We start from the raw sequence: 16,977 nt of genomic DNA on the forward strand, positions 1-16,977 counted from the left end.
CGCGGGCCATGGGGGCCTGTGATGTTGCGGCATGGATGTGAAGGCGTACATGTTCAGGAATGCTGCTGTTCTTTGCTGTCTGTTGGGTGCGTTATCGGTGGATGCGTGGGCCGTATCCCCTTCGATTGGCGACATTCTGCCTCGGGGCGCGGCGCGAGGCTCGACGGCAGAAGTTGATGTTGTCGGCAACAATCTGTCCGACGCGGTCGATCTCATGTTCCACGACGCAGGCATCACGCTTGTCGAATTGACGCCAGTCGATAACGGCAAAGCGCACTGCAAACTGCAGATTGCGCCGGATTGCCGGATTGGCACGCATGCCATCCGTATTCGAACCAAGTCAGGCGTCTCAAATCTACGACTCTTCAGCGTAGGGTCGCTGAATGAGATTCAAGACACCGAACCGAATAACGATCCGGCAACGGTTGCCTCTGTCCCGCTTGGGACGACCATCAATGGGTCGATAGACAACGAAGACGTCGACTACTTCGCCGTGGATCTTCAGGCCGGGCAGCGTCTGACGGCTGAGGTGGAAGCCATCCGCTTGGGCGGTCCGCTGTTCGACGCGAAACTGCGGTTGTTCGGACCGGCGGGTCATGAACTTGTTTCGGAAGATGACACGGCGCTGTTGGCACAAGACGCCGCCTTTGTGTATCACGCGGCTGAAGCGGGACGATACGTGCTCGCTGTCAGCGAAGCCGCATATGGCGGCGGCGGCGGATTCTACTATCGGCTTCACGTTGGTCAGTTTCCGAGGCCTTTTGCAGTGACGCCCATGGGAGGACAGCCGGGAGCGCAGGCGAATGTTCGTTGGCTTGGCGATGCGGACGTGCCCGCACAGACGATCACCCTGGCGTCCGACGTTCGGGGGTTGAGCCCCATCGACCCCAGCACCGACCTGGGAGTTGCCCCATCGCCGATCCCGTTCCGAATTTCCGATCTGCCCGATACGCTTGAAGCGGAACCCAACAACGAACCTGGACAAGCCACCGCGGGTGTCGCGCCGGGCGCGTTTGACGGAGTTATCGAGGCTGCCGGAGACAGTGATTTTTACTGTTTCGACGGCACCAAAGGCCAGGTCTATGACGTTCGCGTGTACGCCCGCGAAATGGGTTCACCTCTGGACAGCATTTTGACGGTCTACAATCCGTCGGGAGGCGCGCTCGCGGACAACGACGACGCCGTGGGAGTCGACAGCGCGTTTCGAATCACGCTCGCAGAAGATGGCCGCCACGTTATTCGCGTGACCGATCACCTTGGCGCGGGTGGCGCAGCATTTGCGTATCGCGTAGAAGTGGCTCCCGTAAAGCCCGTGTTGAAGCTGGGCTTTCTGGAGAATGATGCCGCTTGCATAGTCGCCCCCCAGGGCAACCGGGCCTTTCTGCTGTTGTCTGCGGCGCGCGCCGATTTCGATGGGCCTCTGAAACTCACCTTTGATGGTCTCCCACAAGGCATGACGGCAGATTTTGATCCCTTTGCTGCGGGGCAAGGCGTCATCCCTGTCGTGTTCTCCGCGGCACCTGACAGTCCGGTGGGCGGAGGACTCGCGTCTGTCACAGGCAAGCTTGACCAGGAAGGTGCGGACGTTCAGGGCGGCATCGATTACAACGTGGTGCTCCTGGAAATCGCCAACAAAGTCCCCTTCTTCGTGCGCAACGTGAATCGGTTGGCGACTGCGGTGGGCGAGGCGGCGCCGTTCTCAATCGAGTTGGTTGCCCCCAAAGCCCCGGTTGTTCAGAACGGCTCGATGACGCTGAAGGTTGCTGTCACGCGGAAAGAGGGTTTCACGGCCCCGATTTCGCTTCGCATACCGTGGCTACCTTCGGGTGTGGGAGCGGGCACGGCCGATGTACCGGAGAATGGCACGGAGGCGGGCATCATCATTAACGCGAGCAACGGCGCTGCATTGGGCAAGTACCGGCTCGCGGTGGTGGGTTCCAGCAGCGGATACACGGTGAGTACGTCATTGACGCCCGTCGAGATCGCGAAACCGTGGGTCACGTTCGAAGTGGCCAAAGTGGAGACTGAACAAGGCAAGCCCACCCAACTCGTGGTCACGGTCAATCAAGGTCAGGAATACGCGGGGAGCTATAAGGCGGAATTGCTGGGACTGCCCAAGGGCGTCACGTCGCAACCGCAGGACATCTCGCATGACACAACGCAGTTGACTTTTCCGATTGAGGTGGCGGCAGATGCGCCTGCCGGAAAATTCGAAGGTTTGTTCGTTCGGTCGGTTTTGTCGTTTGAAGGTGAAGACGTATTGAATCAGTCCGGAGGCGGTGCGCTGACCATCTTTGAGCCGCTGCCACCCACACTGCAAGCCCCAGAGCCGGCGCCGGCACCGACCCCGGAGCAGCCGAAGCCCGAGGAGCCGCAGAGGAAGACGCGTTTCCCGAAGACCGCATAGGTAGAGGATGGATTGGACATCATGCAGGAGCGGCAACTGAGATTACGAGTGTGTGCTTGGGTCGGGGTGGCGCTTTGCGCGTCGGCGGCGTGGGGAGACACGCTGTCTGTGTATCCTTCCTCCGTGCAATTGGACAACCAGAATGACCACCAGCGCGTCATTCTGGTGGGCACACGCGACGATGGCGTGACGCTGAATCGCACGTCGGAGGCCGCCGTCACGTTCGCGCCCGAGGGCATTGCCAAGTGGGAAGGCGGCAAGCTTCAACCCGTGGCTGACGGAGAGACCGTTGCCACGTTTGCATTCGGGGACCAGTCATTAACCGTACCCGTCAAGGTTTTGAATGCGTCGGTCAATCCATCCCCGAGCTTCCGAAACGACATTGTGCCGGTGCTGATGAGGGCTGGGTGTAACTCAGGGAAATGCCACGGAAGCTTTCAAGGAAAGAACGGCTTTCGGGTGTCGCTCTTCGGTTTCGATCCGACCATGGACTACATCAATTTGACGCGTGACAATCGTGCGCGACGCCTTAACACGGGCAGCCCCGAAGAGAGCCTCATGTTGACCAAGGCCACGGGGCAGGTGGACCACACGGGCGGTACTCGCTTCACGCATGAAAGCCCCCTTTACAAGGTCATTGAGCGATGGATTTCCGAAGGGGCTCATGACGACGCGGCTCCCCCTCCCGCACTGGTTGACATTGAGATTCTGCCCAAGAATGCGGTGTTGGAGGGCAAAGGGGTCCAGTATCCGTTCTTGGTCAGAGGCATCTATGCAGACGGTTCCGACCGAGACGTCACTGACTTGACGCTACTGAGCACGAGCGACGATTTGACGGCGACCATCGACGACTCGGGTGTGATCACTTCGGGCGATCGCGGTGAAGCGAGCATCATGGCGCGCTACGGTACGTTCGCGGTGGTCTCGCAGGTGATGGTGCTTCCGGAAGGTCTGGCATTGCAGTGGCCTGATGTGGCCGAGCGCAATTACGTCGACAAGCTCATTTTCGACAAACTGAAGAAGCTTCGCATCCCTCCGGCGGAATTGTGCTCCGATGAGACCTTTGTTCGGCGTGTCTATCTCGACATTCTGGGTGTCGTGCCGACGGTCGATGAGACGAAGGCATTCTTGGCGGACACCGCGCCCGATAAGCGAGAGAAGCTCATAGACACCTTGTTGCAGCGGCCCGAATTCCCTGAATTGTGGGCGATGAAATGGGCCGATTTGTTGCGAGTCCAGACGATCGCAAACACGGTCGACCGGAAAGCGTTGCAGCGTTACAACGATTGGCTGCGGCAATCGATCACGGCGAACAAACCGCTGGATCAACTTGTGCGGGAACTCCTTACCGCGCAGGGCGGCAACTTCACGGCGCCGGCGACGAATTTCTATGTGGCTGAACCATCGCCGACGCAGATGGCAGAAAACGTAGCTCAGGTGTTCTTGGGCATTCAGATCAAGTGCGCTCAATGCCACAACCATCCCTTCGAGCGATGGACCATGGACGATTACTACGCGTTCTCGGCTTTCTTCGCACAAGTTGGTTCAAAAGGGTCGAGCGATCCCCGCGAGCGCATCACCTATGACCGGCGTTCGGGTGATGTGAACAATCTAAAAGATGGCAGGGTGATGGCTCCGAAATATCTGGGAGGCGCCGAACCCGACTGCTCAAATCGTGACCGCCGCGCCGCATTGGCGGAGTGGATTACCTCGCCTGATAACCCGTGGTTCGCGAAGAACATTGCCAATCGGGTGTGGGATCAGTTCTTTGGGCGAGGAATCACGAATCCGCCTGATGACGTTCGTGTAACGAATCCTCCAAGCCATCCGGAACTGGAGACCGAATTGGCGAAACATTTGGTCGAGTACAATTACGACCTGCGGAAGCTGGTGCGCGATATTTGCACATCGTACACCTATCAAATGAGCACCCAACCGCGCGATCCTTCGATTAAGGATGAGCGCAACTTTTCGCATGCGCTGGTTCGCCGGTTACCCGCGGAACAATTGCTCGATGCCGTGTGCAACGTGACGGAGAGCAAGGTGAAATTTCCGAACTTGCCATTGGGTGCGCGCGCGGCGGAAGTTGCGGACGGACCAAGCGGAAACTACTTCTTAACATTGTTTGGTCGTCCTGCTCGCAATACGGTCAGCGCGTGCGAACGCCGCAGCGAAGCCACGTTGGCGCAGGTGCTTCATCTGGTGAACGGCGACACAGTGACTTCGGCTCTGAAGGCCCCAGGTGGACGAGTGGAGCGTTTGTCAGCGGCGGACAAACCGCCCGCGGATATCGTTCAGGAGTTGTGGCTGGCCGCGTATTCGCGCACTCCGACGGCGGACGAGCAGGAGAAGTTCAGCGCCTACATAACCGCCGCCACGGACAAGCGGGCCGCTGTAGAGGATTTGTTCTGGAGTGTGCTGAATTCGAAGGAATTTGTTTTCAATCATTGATGAGGGCGATTGAGCGTATATCTCGGAGCATATGGCTCGGGGATGGGCTTCGAAGTGATGTCGATCAGGAGGAAGGACAGTACCATGATGAACTGGATGAAGCGGGGTGTAGTCCTTGCGGCATTGGCTGTGGCGGTTTCGGTGGGTGGAGCGCTGGTCGCATACGCCCAGGAAGCCCAGCCGGCCCCGGCCCCTGCTCCTGCTCCCGCGCCTGAGCAACCTGCTGCTCCTCCCGCGGAGCAACCCGCGCCGCCAGCCGAGCAACCGGCGCCTGGCGCAGACATTGACAAGGTCCTTGAGGAGTTGGCTAGCCTCGGGCCAGATGCCATTGCGGGACGAGTAACGGCGATGGTGAAAGACGTTGAGAGCCTGAACGGGGAAGCCGCAAAGCTGCGCGAACAGGCAACGGATCTGGAAAACAAAGCGAACAGTCTTAAGGCGCGCATAGCCGTCATGGAGAAGTTCACGGCTGCAGTCATGGCGTCTCAGCAACCTGCCGCCGCGCCCGCGGAAGCCGCGCCGGCTGCGGCTCCGGCCGAACCTGCGCCCGCGCCTGAACAACCCGCTCCCGCAGAGCAGCCGAAACAATAGGAGGCGTACACGGTGGTCGCTCCGAAGTACAGATTGAAACGGCATGGCCGGCGCCTGTGTGTTGCCCTTGCCCTTCTGTTGAGTTGTGCATTTGCGCATGCCGATGGACCTGCGCCTGAGGCCATAGACGCGGCCATCGACAAGCTGGTGACCTTGGATCCGGCAACTTTGGCCGCAAAGCTCAAGGAATACGCAAGCCAGGCGGAAGCGTGGCAAGCAGAAGCCAATACGCTGAAGCAGAAGGCAGATGAAATCGAGAATCATTCAAAAGAGCTTGCCACGCGCGTTGAGGCGCTCAAGGAACGCGCGAAGGCATTAGGCATGGCGTTGGGTGAACCGGCAACGACCATGGTGGCGGAAGCAGCTCCGGCGGCCGCTCCGAGCATGGAGATGCAAGCTCAGGCTGAAGCTGCAGCGCCGAAGGTAAATTTTCAAGAGCACATCTTGCCGATACTCAAGCAGCGTTGCGTGAAGTGCCACAATCAAGATAGTGCCAAGGGCGGTCTTGTTGTGGATACGTATGCATCGCTCATGGAAGGCGGCAGTTCGGGCGCGGTGATTGCAGCGGGACAACCCGATTCCAGCCGCTTATTTAAACTGGTGAGCCGTGCCGAAGAGCCTTATATGCCCCCTTCGGGAGATCCGCTGACAGCCGAACAGTTGGCGCTGATTAAGGATTGGATACAGTCTGGCGCGCCGCAGGATGCCAACTCAAAGGTTGCCGCAGCCGAGGCAATGGGCGCGGAGAAGAAAGACGTCTATGTGGCTGCGGCGATCGTCGACGGTCCACCACCCATGCCTGAAGTCGCGCTTCAAGCGCCCGCAGCGGAGTTGGCGAAGCGCGTTGTAGCGCGCGCCGTGGCAACGAGTCCGCGCGCGCCGTTGGCGGCTGTCGCGGGGTATAAGCAGGTCCTGCTCTACAATCTTGCGGACTACAAGTTGCTTGGCGCTCTTCCCTTTCCCGAAGGCGAGATTTACACCATTGCCTTCAGCGTTAATGGAGAACTTCTGCTCGCTGGTGGTGGCGTCGAAGGCGATTCGGGCCGAGTGGTTGTATGGAATGTGCGCAAAGCCGAACGCGCCGGCGTGTACGGGGAAGAGTACGACACGATTCTCGCGGCCGACGTCAGTCCTGACCACAAGCTGCTTGCATTGGGAGGTCCCAGCAAGAAAGTTAAGGTCTATTCTCTAGCCGACGGCGCACTCGCTTACAAGCTGGAGGACCATACCGATTGGATCACGTCGATCAAGTTCAGCCCCGACGGCGAATTGCTGGCCACCGCGGATCGCGCGGGCGGGCTTCTGCTATGGCAAGCGGCAAATGGGCGAGCCGTGGAAGCGTTGCGAGGACACACCGGCGCAATTAACGACCTGGGATACAGCGCCGATTCTGCGTTGCTCGCGTCGGCGGGAGCCGACGGCACGGTACGTCTGTGGGACACCTGGAAGTATGCGCAGACCGCATCGATCAGCGCGCATCCCGGCGGTGCACTGAGTGTCGCATTCAGCGCCGCAAACGAACTCGTGACGACCGGCATCGATGGTCTTACGAAACGGTGGGACACCGGCGGAAAGAACCTCGCCACGTATGAAAAACTGGCGGACTGGGGCTATCAGGCGCGCTTTGGCAATGCCGGCGCGCTGGTGCTCGCAGGAACATGGACCGGCGAAGTGTCCGTGTGGGATCTAGCCGGGGCTCGCGTGGCTACAATGAGCACCAACGCGTCGTAAGGCACCATCTCGCCGTTAGCCCGGATTTCTCACGAACACACTTGACCTTTTCTCGTAGCCAGTACGTTTGCGGGACTTACGACGAAAAACAAAGCGGTTCTCCGAAAGAAGAGTGTGTTCGCGAGAAATCCTCATGGCATAACCTCAACGTCTTGCACGTGAGCAATTTGCGTCGGCGCTCAATCGCGCCGCTGCGAAATGCGGGTTAGTGGGAACACGTGCAGGTATGGTCTCCCCCATGAATGTGGCCCGAGAAATAGGCGGCCGCGGCATCTTCGGGAGATGCTTCGGGATTCACCATGAGTGGAGTAATCCCATGCTCCTTCAATTCGCTTGCCGCGCGTGAACCCATACCGCCGGCTATAACTGCTTCGCAATCGTGCAGCAAGGCCATGAGATCCGCGTGGCCATGATGCTCACCGTGAGCGTGGCCCTCGCCGTGTCCGCAGCCCACGTGGGATGAACATGCATGGGTGTTGGCGCGTGCTTCCCTTCGGACGATTTCGTTTGCCTCCAAATCGTAAATCAAAAAGCATAGGCTCCGTCCGAAGTGCGTCGAAATGCACTCGCCGTCCGACGAGGCAATAGCAATACGTTTCATTGCGGGAATCCCCCTTGGTTGTTCCTGTGACGGCATACTGCCGACTGTATCCGTGCTTCTCTTCTACGTCTCACTGCGTCGCGTCCGTTGATGCCGTTGTCCACGTCCCCGGTGCTCGTGGCAACGGCGAACGCTCACTTGAGCGCATGCAGGACACGCACTTGGCTTCGATTCGCCAAGCGTGTCGCTCATGGTCACTTCACCACCCTCAATAACAAGTAAACGGCCAGCTACCAGTGCTTCCGCGACCTTCCTGCGCGCTGCTTCCACGATGCGGCCAAACGTGGCGCGCGATACGCCCATGCGTTCGGCGGCGTCTCCGTGATACAAGCCTTCCAAGTCCGCAAGCCGCAGCGCTTCAAGTTCATCAAGGCCCAGCGCAATTCGTTCAAGTCCCGCGGCAGGAATGCCCAAGGGCTTGAACGCCTTACACCCTGGCTTGAGACCGATTCTCCGGCAGCAGACAGGTCGCGACATTGAGGAAGTGCTCCATGGCCACGGTTTCATTATAAGCATATGCTCATAATTAATCAAGTCCGGTGCATGTGATCCGGGGATGATACTCGCCTCAATTCATGCAATGATTGTCTAGTGCATGTCCTTGTGTGCGCGTGATACACTCTCTTCCGGACGCTGCAGAGTGCGCAGCCTGGGCGTACGACGGGGTCCGCAGGAGAAGAACTCGTGCCCGATCATTCCTCGACGTCCAGACCCGCCGCGCGGGCGACTAGTCCGTCCATGGAGCAGTACATCGAGACCATCGCTTACTTGTTGACTCAAGGAAGTGTGTGCAGCGTGAGCGATATCGCGGCGCACGCCTGCGTGAGCCGTCCAGCGGCTTCGCGAGCCGTGCGCGACCTTGCGGCCAAGTCATTGGTCCAGCACAAGTCGTACGGTTATGTCGAGTTGACGGAACAAGGGCGCGCCCTGGCTCGGCGTCTTGAAGCACGGCATGCGATGCTGTTCGATTTCCTTCAGCGCGTCCTTGGATTGAGCGAAGACGATGCCAATCGAGAGGCATGCAGGCTGGAGCATCATCTTGACGACGAGCTCGTGAAGCGCATGGGTGAATTGACGTCGTTCCTTGAAGCGGACGAGACGCGCAGCCGGCAATGGCAGCAGCGGCTCGAGCAGCTCACAAAACCGAGCATGTAGCGGCGGCGTTTGCCGCATTTGGGGTAGACAATTCCGGGGAAGTCATCGTGAGAACCATTTTGGTTGCAGGCGTCCTTGTGTCTGTTGGGATCGCAGCCGGATACATCGGTGTTCTTCTCTATGCGCCCAAGGAGGTCGCGTCGGCAGTCGAGGCTGCCAAAGCAGCCGGGTACCCGGTGACCGTCGAAGAGCTGGACGCGTGGTATCAACTTTCAGCGGATAGAATCAATGCGTCCGACCTCTATATGAAAGCCTTCGAATTGGACGCGAAATCCGGCTCCGCCTTGTCCGAGAAATCGTTGCCGTTCGTGGGCGAGGGGGCTCTCCCCGATTTCAGTGTGCCTTTGCCTGAGGCGCAGCGGACATCCGCAACCAATTATCTTGCGTCGAAAGCGGAAGTGCTGAAGGCTTTGCACGAGGCAAGCGCGACATCGGCATGCCGGTATGATTTTCGAATTGGTGAAGCAGGGCCGGACGATCTTCCGCATCTGAATGGGTTGCGCCACGCCGTGCAATTGCTTGCCCTGGAGTCATGTGTAGCCGCGGAAGACAAGCAGGGCAATGCAGCAGTTGGCGCGCTTATGGCGGGCTATGCCGCCGCAAGCAGTCTGAGGGATGAACCCATGCTTGCGTCGCAATTGGCGCGCGTTGCCAGTGTGTCGGCAATGACCGAAGCTCTTGAGCGGGTGCTCAATCACGCAGAGCTGGATAACATGCAGCTCAGTCAGGTTCTGAGTTCCGTATCGTTTTCTGAAGCGCCTCACGCATTCGAGCGCGCATTTGCCGGAGAACGCTGCTTCGGTCTGGCCGCGTTTCCCGATGAACCTGCGGGCGTAACGGAAGACGGCGATACGACGATCATGGGCCAATGTTACGCGTTGATGGGCGTTCGCAGGTTGGACACGTGGGCGTTCGCAGTATTCATGGAGGAACTAATCGCGGCATCGGAAGAACCATTGCATCAGCGGCGAACGGCCTACAAGGAATGGTCAACTCGCGTCGACAAACTGCCGGCGATTTTCGTAATCACGAAGCACAAGCTGGACGAATTGGAAAAGGCGACCACCGCAGATTTGAAGGGATCGGCCTTGTTGCGCGTGGCAACTGCCGCGATTGCCGTTGAGCAGTATCAGAACGACGCTGGCCGGCTGCCGGAGTCGCTGGATGCACTCGTGCCGCGTTATCTTGAAGTGGTGCCGGGGGACCCTTTCGCTCCGGCGCCGATTCGATACGAAAGCTCGGGGATTCGTTCGGAAGTCTCGAGTGTGGGTCTCGATAGCGCGCCGGATAGCGGCCTTACGACAGACGACGACATCATCGTAACGGTAGTGCACTGACAGGATGCACGGGGGCAGAGGGCTGTCCGCTGCAAACGACTACTTGGCAACGGTTGTGCATGGTCCGTATAATGCCGGAATCTTTGGGCAACCAATCGAATAATGTAACGGCAAGGAGGGGATTCCATATGGCCAAGAAAACGCTGAATGTCGCGATGATCGGCGCGCAATTCATGGGGAAGACGCACAGCAACGCATGGCGTAAAGTGGGGATGTTCTTCGATCTTCCGGTCACGCCTGTGATGAAAGTCCTTTGCGGAAAGTTTCCGGAGGAAGTGAAAGTCGCCGAGAAATGGGGCTGGCAAGAGACAAGCCTTGATTGGGAGGCGGTGGTGAATCGCCCGGATATCGACATCATCGACATCTGCACGCCGAATTTCCTGCATCCGACCATTGCGATCGCGGCGGCGAAAGCGGGCAAGCAGATCGTGTGCGAAAAGCCGCTTGCCAATTCGCTGAAAGAGGCCAACGACATGTTGAAGGCCGTGCAGAAAGCCGGCGTGAATCACATGTGCGGATTCTCTTACCGCTTTGCGCCGGCCGTGACGACCATCAAGAACATGATCGCGCGCGGCGAACTTGGCCGCATCTTCCACTTCCGCGCCGCCTACCAGCAGGACTGGATCGTCGACCCCAATTTCCCGCGTGTGTGGCGCCTCGTGAAGAAGCACACGGGGTCGGGTGCTTTGGGCGATATCGGCGCGCACATTGTCGATCTTTGCCACTATTTGGTCGGGCAAGTCGACGAAGTATCGGGCGCCATGCAGACCTTCATCAAGAAGCGCCCGCTTACGGAAAGCGACACGGGAATCTCAGGCAAGTCCGGCGAGAAGAAACTGGGGAAGATGGGCGAAGTGGACGTAGACGATGCAGCGATCTTCCTTGGACGCATCAAGGATGCCGACACGCTTGCGACGTTTGAAGCGACGCGTTTTGCGCCCGGACGCAGGAATTACAACACGATCGAGATCTATGGAAGCGAAGGGGCCGTGTGCTGGAATCAGGAGGACATGGACTACTTCGAGTACTTCAACCGAAACGATCCGCCGCACTTGCAGGGTTTCCGGCGCGTCCACGCGTCCGATCCGGTACACCCCTACATGAAGGCGTGGTGGCCGTCGGGGCACATTATCGGTTATGAACACTTGTTCGTCCACGAGGTTTATGACTTCCTCACGCAACTCGGCAAGAAGAAGGTCACGTATTCGACGTTCGAAGACGGTGTCAACTGCCAGCGTGTTCTTGAAGCCGTCGAGAAGTCCGCGAACAGCAAGAAGTGGGTGAAGGTGAAGTAAGAACGCATCCGCGAGGACACGGGAAAGCAGGATGCGTCCGCGCAGCAATGCTTCCCGTGCCCCTCGTGGTGAAGACGTATTAAACAAAGGGAGGAGAACATAATGAAACTGGGTCTACTGACCGTCATGTTCGGCGACAAGCCGCTCAAGGACGTCCTGCAGGTTATTCGTCCGTTTGGACTTCAGTGCGTGGAGTTGGGAACAGGGAATTATCCCGGCGACAAGCATGCTCCCTTGGCCGCGTTGCTTGCTTCGAAGCCGAAGCGCGATGAACTGTTAGCCATGCTCAAGGGAGAGGGTCTTGAGATTTCCGCGCTGAGTTGCCACGGCAATTGCCTGCACCCCGACGCTGCGTTCGCGAAGAAGAACATCCAAGTGCAAACCGATACGATTAAGCTCGCCGAGATGCTTGGTGTGGGCGTCGTCATCGATTTCTCGGGGTGCCCCGGGTCTGACGAGAAGTCCACGAAGCCGAACTGGGTCACGTGTCCGTGGCCGCCGGATTTCCTGGATGTGCTCAACTGGCAGTGGGAGAAGAAGGTCATTCCGTATTGGACGAAGCAGGCCAAGTTTGCCGCGGACCACGGCGTGAAGGTCGCCTTCGAGGCGCATCCTGGATTCGTTGTGTACAACCCCGAGACGTTGCTGAAGCTGCGCAAGGCGTGCGGCAACAACCTGGGCGCGAACTTCGATCCCAGCCACTTCTTCTGGCAAGGCATCGATCCGGTAGACGCCGTGCGCGCGCTTGGCGGCAAGGCGATCTTCCACGTTCACGCGAAGGACTCGAAAGTCTACGAGCAGAATGCCAAGGTCAACGGCGTGCTCGACACCAAACACTATGGCGACGAGTTCAACCGCGCGTGGATCTTCCGCACGGTCGGCTATGGCCATTCGCTGGAATGGTGGAAGGACTTCGTATCGACGCTGCGTATGGTCGGATACGATGGCACGTTATCCATTGAGCATGAGGATTCGCTGATGTCCAGCATGGAAGGCCTCAAGAAGGCGGTGGAAACGCTCAAGCAGTGCCTTATCTTCGAGAAGAAGACGGCGATGACGTGGGCATAGAGTGACCGATCACTTCAAGAGAAGCGATTCAACGGGGGGCGCGATGACCTGCGCCCCCCGTTTCCTTTAGTGGGAGACTTACGATGAGAGTATGGGGTTGGCTGGCGATAGTGATGACAAGTTGTGTCTTTGCATCAATGCCCGCTATCGCGCAAGAGAGCGCAAATCGCGGCAGCGTGATGCGAAAGTCCATCGAGCCCAAAGACGTCACCCCCGAACTCGATGTCCCCAGTCCCAAGCAAGAGAAGATCAAACCGCCGAAAAAGCAGGAGCAGCGTGGTCCGTTGACCGCATGGCCCGCGGGATTAAACGACTACTTTGGCGTCGAGTTCGAGATCCCGACGACGGAGCAGGTGCTCTCGAGTATCGCAGCGCACTTGAATCGGCGCACGCTCGCCGGTGTGAAGCCGGAGGAGGAGTACCGAACATTTGCGAAAGTCGAGGAGAACGTGCAGCGAATGCTGCCTAAGAACGACCTTGAGCTGACGCAAGTGTCCGGTTTCTACCGCAACTTGACGGAATGGGTACGCCTGGAAGTGGAGTATACGCAGAAGCCTTCGCGCGGCGTGTTGAAAGACTTGCGCGAGGTGGTGGACAGCCAGGCCAAACTCGATCCGGACTTCGATCCAGAACGTCGAGACAAGATCATAGGCACGATTGAGTCACAAGGGCTCTTTGTGCCGGCAGGCATCCTGTTCGGAGTTTCCGTGCTGCCTTGGAGACCCATGCCTGCGGGACTTAATCTGTTCGAGGTCACCGCAACGCCGGCCTTCAGTGACAAGGAGAACCGTGCGGAGGCGATTTTCGATTTTCTTCAGTGTCCCGGACCCGTCTATCGTATTGATTTCGACACGCTCTCCACCACGGCTTTGCGCGTGGACATGTCCGAGAAGGAAGGACAGTTCGATTTGGTTGAGGAGTGGAAATCGAACTCGCAGCAGGGCGTGCGCGGACCGGCGATTTTGCGCAAACCGTTCCGCTCTCGTTTTATGCGCGTCACGGCGGAGTCGCCCAATGAAGCCGCCGTGCTGCGCAACGTCCGCGTGTTCGCGACAAAAGAGCCTGCCGCGGCTGTCTGCAAGTACACCAAGGTTGCCCCGAAGCTGGACGGGGATTTCAAAGAGTCGATGTGGCCGGCACAGCCGCAGATCGACGGCTTCGTCAATCCGGAGACGCTTTCTTTTGCCGAGGCTCAGACTACGGTACGCGTCTGCAACACTGCGGATACGTTGTACATTGGGGTCTATGCGCGCGAACCGCGCGTCGCGACCATGGTTGCGGTGATGACCGACGATGAAGCGCCGGTGTGGGATGAGGAGTCTGTCGAGTTGGCCATACGTCCATCGGGCAAGCCCGAGTACAAGTTCTTCGTGAATCCTAAGGGAGCCCGGTTCGATAGTCGCGACAATGACGCGAACTGGAACGGGGAATGGCAAGTGGTGACGAAGCTCTATCAGACCGGTTGGGTGGCGGAGATTGCCATTCCCTTCTCTACGCTCGGCGTGAAGTCGTCGGGGGCGACCGACTGGACGCTTGATTGCGTGCGCAATCGCAGGAACGTGGTCAATGAACGGTCCGTGTGGGCGTTTACTTCTCCCGAGAAGAGGTCGGAGCACGGCAGTCTCATCTTCTCGCGGTAGACGGCCTGCGAGCCGGCGTGTTCGTCAGGGAGCGGGTTTATCTGCTGGCGTAGTGACAGCCAGCATTCCCGCATACGGCACAAAGCCAGGCATCTCCAGTTTGCCGGGCACGCAGAAGCTCGATATGACGCCATCCAAGTACAGCGCGTTCTTACAATTCAGAGCGTCGCGGAAAAGACTGCCGAATTCGTGAAACGTCACTTCGTCGCGGCTGAGTACGAAGCAGATTTCCGTGGGGGATACAACCCCGACTCCGCTGCGGATATTGCGATGTTTTGAATCGGCTTTGAAGGCGGGATGCAGCTCTCCATCAATGACAAGCATCGGACCGGATTGCGTAGCCAACAGCACCGTGCTTGTTTCTGCATCGAAGCGTTCTGACACAACCACGCGCGCGCCCTCTTCCGTCAGATAGAAGACACCGTTGGGTTTTAGGTGGAAGTTGCCGAATCCGTCGCGCAGGTTGAGTTTACCGAGCATGCGGCCTTCCTCGATGTGCAGCCCGCACGGGGCATAGTCGGGACGAAACATGCCTGCGTTGGTTCCGAACAACATGATCTCGCCTCGGTCTTCGAGCCATTTCTTAAGATTATCGAGACTGCCGAAGTGCTGCCCATCGGGATTGTTCCAGTACAACCGAAGCTTGGTTCGCTGGGTATCGACACGGACGACCGAATAGGTATGCCCCGCGTGCGTTACTTCCTGCAGCGTCACCGATTCACGTTCTGCTTCTGCCAATGCAGAGAATGCCCCAATACTTAGGGATGAAGCGGCCAACAAGAGCCGTGCGATTGAGATCGAAAGCTTCAGCATGTTCAGGAAAATTACGCGACATCGCCGGGTTTGTTTGTCTCACCCAGCGCATACGCCTTTCAGTTAGTTTGCACTGTGAGTGATGATAGGATTCGCAGCGTCTCGTATCAAGGCGCACGGATCTCCTAAGAAACGGACCTGCAAGTTGCTTTCGCCCTTACAGGGCTCACGTTGGGTGGGGGGCTGGTACCTGGGGTTTCGATTCGCGTCCGGGACGCGAATCTCACCCCAGGCTGGAGTATTTCGCGCTTGCAGCGCTCTGGAGTATCGAGTCAGGTCATCGACGCGAATCTCACCCCGGGTCCCTATTCCTCAAGATCGTTAAAAAGTTACGCATTTGGGGAGCAAGTTGTTGAACCGTTGCGTGTTGGCCGTGGTTTACGGATTTGCCTGGATGTGCTGAGCCACGACAGAAACCTCGGTTATCCGCGCCGCGCTCGGCGAGCGCTGCGCTACCGAATCGCAGCGAGGGCGGCTGCGCCACAAGGTGCGGCATCCCCAGCAAGCGACAGAAGACGCCCGGCATGCCGACAGGTGTGTCGGCGGAGACCGGGCGCTACAAAATCGCGACTGATGCTCAATGTCCGAGCGCGGCGTGGTTCCTCGCTCAGTAGATCAGGTTTGGACCGAAATCTGGATCTACCCCATCTTCTACATTGGACTTCCATTCGGAGAGTTTCTCTCCGCCGAGTTTCCAGAACTGCTCACAGAGGTTCAGATAGTCGAGGACAACCGCACGCTCATCATGCGCTATCAGTTCACGCGCCAACGCCATGTTGGGACCGAAAGAGCCGAGTTGCGGACTACCTTCGGTCTTTCCTGCCTCCAGTAGATGATGCTTGGCCGCAGCGATGTCTCCGTTCCGCAATGCGACTCTACCAAGCACGATGTTGCCTTTGTGAAGAATATTTCCACGGTTCCATTTCATTCCGCCGGATTCCGACCGCAGGACTTCGAGCAGTTCATTTGCGTAGTGTGCTGCCTTGGTCAAGTTGCCAGCTTCTAGCGAAGCCACTGCGCATATCTCGATCAGCATCTCCTTATATTCAGGAACGCGATTGAGTTGAAGTGCCGCTTCCGCGTGCTCCAAGCTCTTTTCAGGCTGGGGCGGCGGTCCTGTTATGTAGAACTGAGCAAGTCGCAATCGAGCTGCAGCATTGTTCGGATCGAGAGCCACCGAGCGCAGAAGCAATTGCTCCGAAAGCAGCCTGTCTTTTGGTTGTAGTTGCAGAAAAGAGGCAGCATTGACCAACGTTTGCGCAGTAACATTGTCACGTTTCGCGTGCTCAAGCCACAATTCTTTCGCCTTTGTCACGGCCTTCTCATCTCTTCCGACCAACGATGTCAGATTTTCTAGGAGTTCGACGTCAGGTTGGTGCTCGACTAGCCACAGATAATGTTCGGCTGCCTTTCTCGCGGCGTCTCGTTTGACATCCTCATCCCTTTCCTTTCGCGCCGTCAATGAGTAAAACATGACTATTTTGCCGCGGATCTCCGCGTTTCGAGGGTCTGCCAATAATTGTTCCTCAAGCCTAGCCGCTTCATCTTCAATTGGCATCGTTACCTCCGGCAGATTGTTCATTGAGAACACATTGAAGATCGCTGGGAAATAGAGTGCGATGTACTTACATGGCTCTCTTAATACTATATTCCACGAGTACTTGACAAAGCACGCTACTCTCGAGCGAACTCGCCGCCATCGTGCGCCTGCTCCGGTCCGATCTGCCCCGTTACACGCCGATTGTGGTAACATAACAATCTGGTTCCTGGTCAGAAGCTGCATGCAGAAGGTGTCCTTATGAAACGGCTATTCTTCTGTTGTTTGTGCGTGTGCGTAGTGGGATCGTTTTCTCTTGCCGACGAGCAGGCGCCGCCAGCTCCGGTAGCA

At 58.0% G+C, this 16,977-nt stretch carries 13 protein-coding genes; 9 read left to right on the forward strand and 4 right to left on the reverse strand.

What is annotated here, in order from left to right:
* The first annotated feature begins 49 nt into the window (after positions 1-49).
* The 4 genes from K1Y02_01870 (at position 50) to K1Y02_01885 (ending at position 7,180) form a co-directional block, all read left to right on the forward strand.
* On the forward strand, positions 50-2,407 hold the full coding sequence (locus K1Y02_01870) for a PPC domain-containing protein (protein ID MBX7255080.1): 2,358 nt from the start codon (positions 50-52) through the stop codon (positions 2,405-2,407).
* 21 nt (positions 2,408-2,428) lie between these two features.
* Positions 2,429-4,858, forward strand: a complete 2,430-nt coding sequence (locus K1Y02_01875) for a DUF1549 and DUF1553 domain-containing protein (GenBank protein ID MBX7255081.1) — start codon at positions 2,429-2,431, stop codon at positions 4,856-4,858.
* An 84-nt stretch (positions 4,859-4,942) separates the two neighbouring features.
* Positions 4,943-5,449 carry a hypothetical protein gene (locus K1Y02_01880; protein ID MBX7255082.1) on the forward strand — a complete coding sequence of 169 codons (507 nt, stop codon included), beginning with the start codon at positions 4,943-4,945 and terminating at the stop codon, positions 5,447-5,449.
* Between the two features lie 12 nt (positions 5,450-5,461).
* Positions 5,462-7,180, forward strand: coding sequence for a hypothetical protein (locus K1Y02_01885; protein ID MBX7255083.1), 1,719 nt, complete (start codon positions 5,462-5,464; stop codon positions 7,178-7,180).
* 205 nt (positions 7,181-7,385) lie between these two features.
* On the opposite strand, the gene K1Y02_01890 is transcribed toward K1Y02_01885, so the two are convergent.
* On the reverse strand, positions 7,386-7,781 hold the full coding sequence (locus K1Y02_01890) for a hypothetical protein (protein ID MBX7255084.1): 396 nt from the start codon (positions 7,779-7,781) through the stop codon (positions 7,386-7,388).
* Positions 7,782-7,844: 63 nt separating this feature from the next.
* On the reverse strand, positions 7,845-8,258 hold the full coding sequence (locus tag K1Y02_01895) for a DUF134 domain-containing protein (protein MBX7255085.1): 414 nt from the start codon (positions 8,256-8,258) through the stop codon (positions 7,845-7,847).
* Positions 8,259-8,465: 207 nt separating this feature from the next.
* Here K1Y02_01895 and K1Y02_01900 point away from each other — a divergent pair, with 207 nt between their 5' ends.
* The 5 genes from K1Y02_01900 (at position 8,466) to K1Y02_01920 (ending at position 14,276) form a co-directional block, all read left to right on the forward strand.
* Positions 8,466-8,936 carry a metal-dependent transcriptional regulator gene (locus tag K1Y02_01900; GenBank protein ID MBX7255086.1) on the forward strand — a complete coding sequence of 157 codons (471 nt, stop codon included), beginning with the start codon at positions 8,466-8,468 and terminating at the stop codon, positions 8,934-8,936.
* Between the two features lie 47 nt (positions 8,937-8,983).
* Positions 8,984-10,273: a hypothetical protein gene (locus K1Y02_01905; protein MBX7255087.1), complete on the forward strand. Its 1,290-nt coding sequence runs from the start codon at positions 8,984-8,986 to the stop codon at positions 10,271-10,273.
* Between the two features lie 128 nt (positions 10,274-10,401).
* Positions 10,402-11,568, forward strand: coding sequence for a Gfo/Idh/MocA family oxidoreductase (locus tag K1Y02_01910; GenBank protein ID MBX7255088.1), 1,167 nt, complete (start codon positions 10,402-10,404; stop codon positions 11,566-11,568).
* A 102-nt stretch (positions 11,569-11,670) separates the two neighbouring features.
* Entirely contained in the window at positions 11,671-12,636 is a 966-nt protein-coding gene (locus K1Y02_01915; protein MBX7255089.1) for a sugar phosphate isomerase/epimerase, read from the forward strand.
* Positions 12,637-12,719: 83 nt separating this feature from the next.
* Entirely contained in the window at positions 12,720-14,276 is a 1,557-nt protein-coding gene (locus K1Y02_01920) for a hypothetical protein (protein ID MBX7255090.1), read from the forward strand.
* A gap of 24 nt (positions 14,277-14,300) precedes the next feature.
* Here the strand turns inward: K1Y02_01920 and K1Y02_01925 are convergent, their stop codons facing one another.
* Positions 14,301-15,014, reverse strand: a complete 714-nt coding sequence (locus tag K1Y02_01925) for a phosphodiester glycosidase family protein (GenBank protein MBX7255091.1) — start codon at positions 15,012-15,014, stop codon at positions 14,301-14,303.
* A 682-nt stretch (positions 15,015-15,696) separates the two neighbouring features.
* Complete coding sequence (locus K1Y02_01930) at positions 15,697-16,671, reverse strand: hypothetical protein (GenBank protein MBX7255092.1); 975 nt, start codon at positions 16,669-16,671, stop codon at positions 15,697-15,699.
* Positions 16,672-16,977: the final 306 nt, after the last annotated feature.

This window comes from Candidatus Hydrogenedentota bacterium, from assembly GCA_019695095.1.
Taxonomy (GTDB): domain Bacteria; phylum Hydrogenedentota; class Hydrogenedentia; order Hydrogenedentales; family SLHB01; genus JAIBAQ01.

Bases quoted from the DNA above. Each gene is read 5' to 3' on its own strand.
- K1Y02_01870 (MBX7255080.1), top strand. From the start codon at position 50: ATGTTCAGGAATGCTGCTGTTCTTTGCTGTCTGTTGGGTGCGTTATCG.
- K1Y02_01920 (MBX7255090.1), top strand. From the start codon at position 12,720: ATGAGAGTATGGGGTTGGCTGGCGATAGTGATGACAAGTTGTGTCTTT.
- K1Y02_01895 (MBX7255085.1), bottom strand. From the start codon at position 8,258: ATGTCGCGACCTGTCTGCTGCCGGAGAATCGGTCTCAAGCCAGGGTGT.
- K1Y02_01875 (MBX7255081.1), top strand. From the start codon at position 2,429: ATGCAGGAGCGGCAACTGAGATTACGAGTGTGTGCTTGGGTCGGGGTG.
- K1Y02_01880 (MBX7255082.1), top strand. From the start codon at position 4,943: ATGATGAACTGGATGAAGCGGGGTGTAGTCCTTGCGGCATTGGCTGTG.
- K1Y02_01910 (MBX7255088.1), top strand. From the start codon at position 10,402: ATGGCCAAGAAAACGCTGAATGTCGCGATGATCGGCGCGCAATTCATG.
- K1Y02_01890 (MBX7255084.1), bottom strand. From the start codon at position 7,781: ATGAAACGTATTGCTATTGCCTCGTCGGACGGCGAGTGCATTTCGACG.
- K1Y02_01930 (MBX7255092.1), bottom strand. From the start codon at position 16,671: ATGAACAATCTGCCGGAGGTAACGATGCCAATTGAAGATGAAGCGGCT.
- K1Y02_01915 (MBX7255089.1), top strand. From the start codon at position 11,671: ATGAAACTGGGTCTACTGACCGTCATGTTCGGCGACAAGCCGCTCAAG.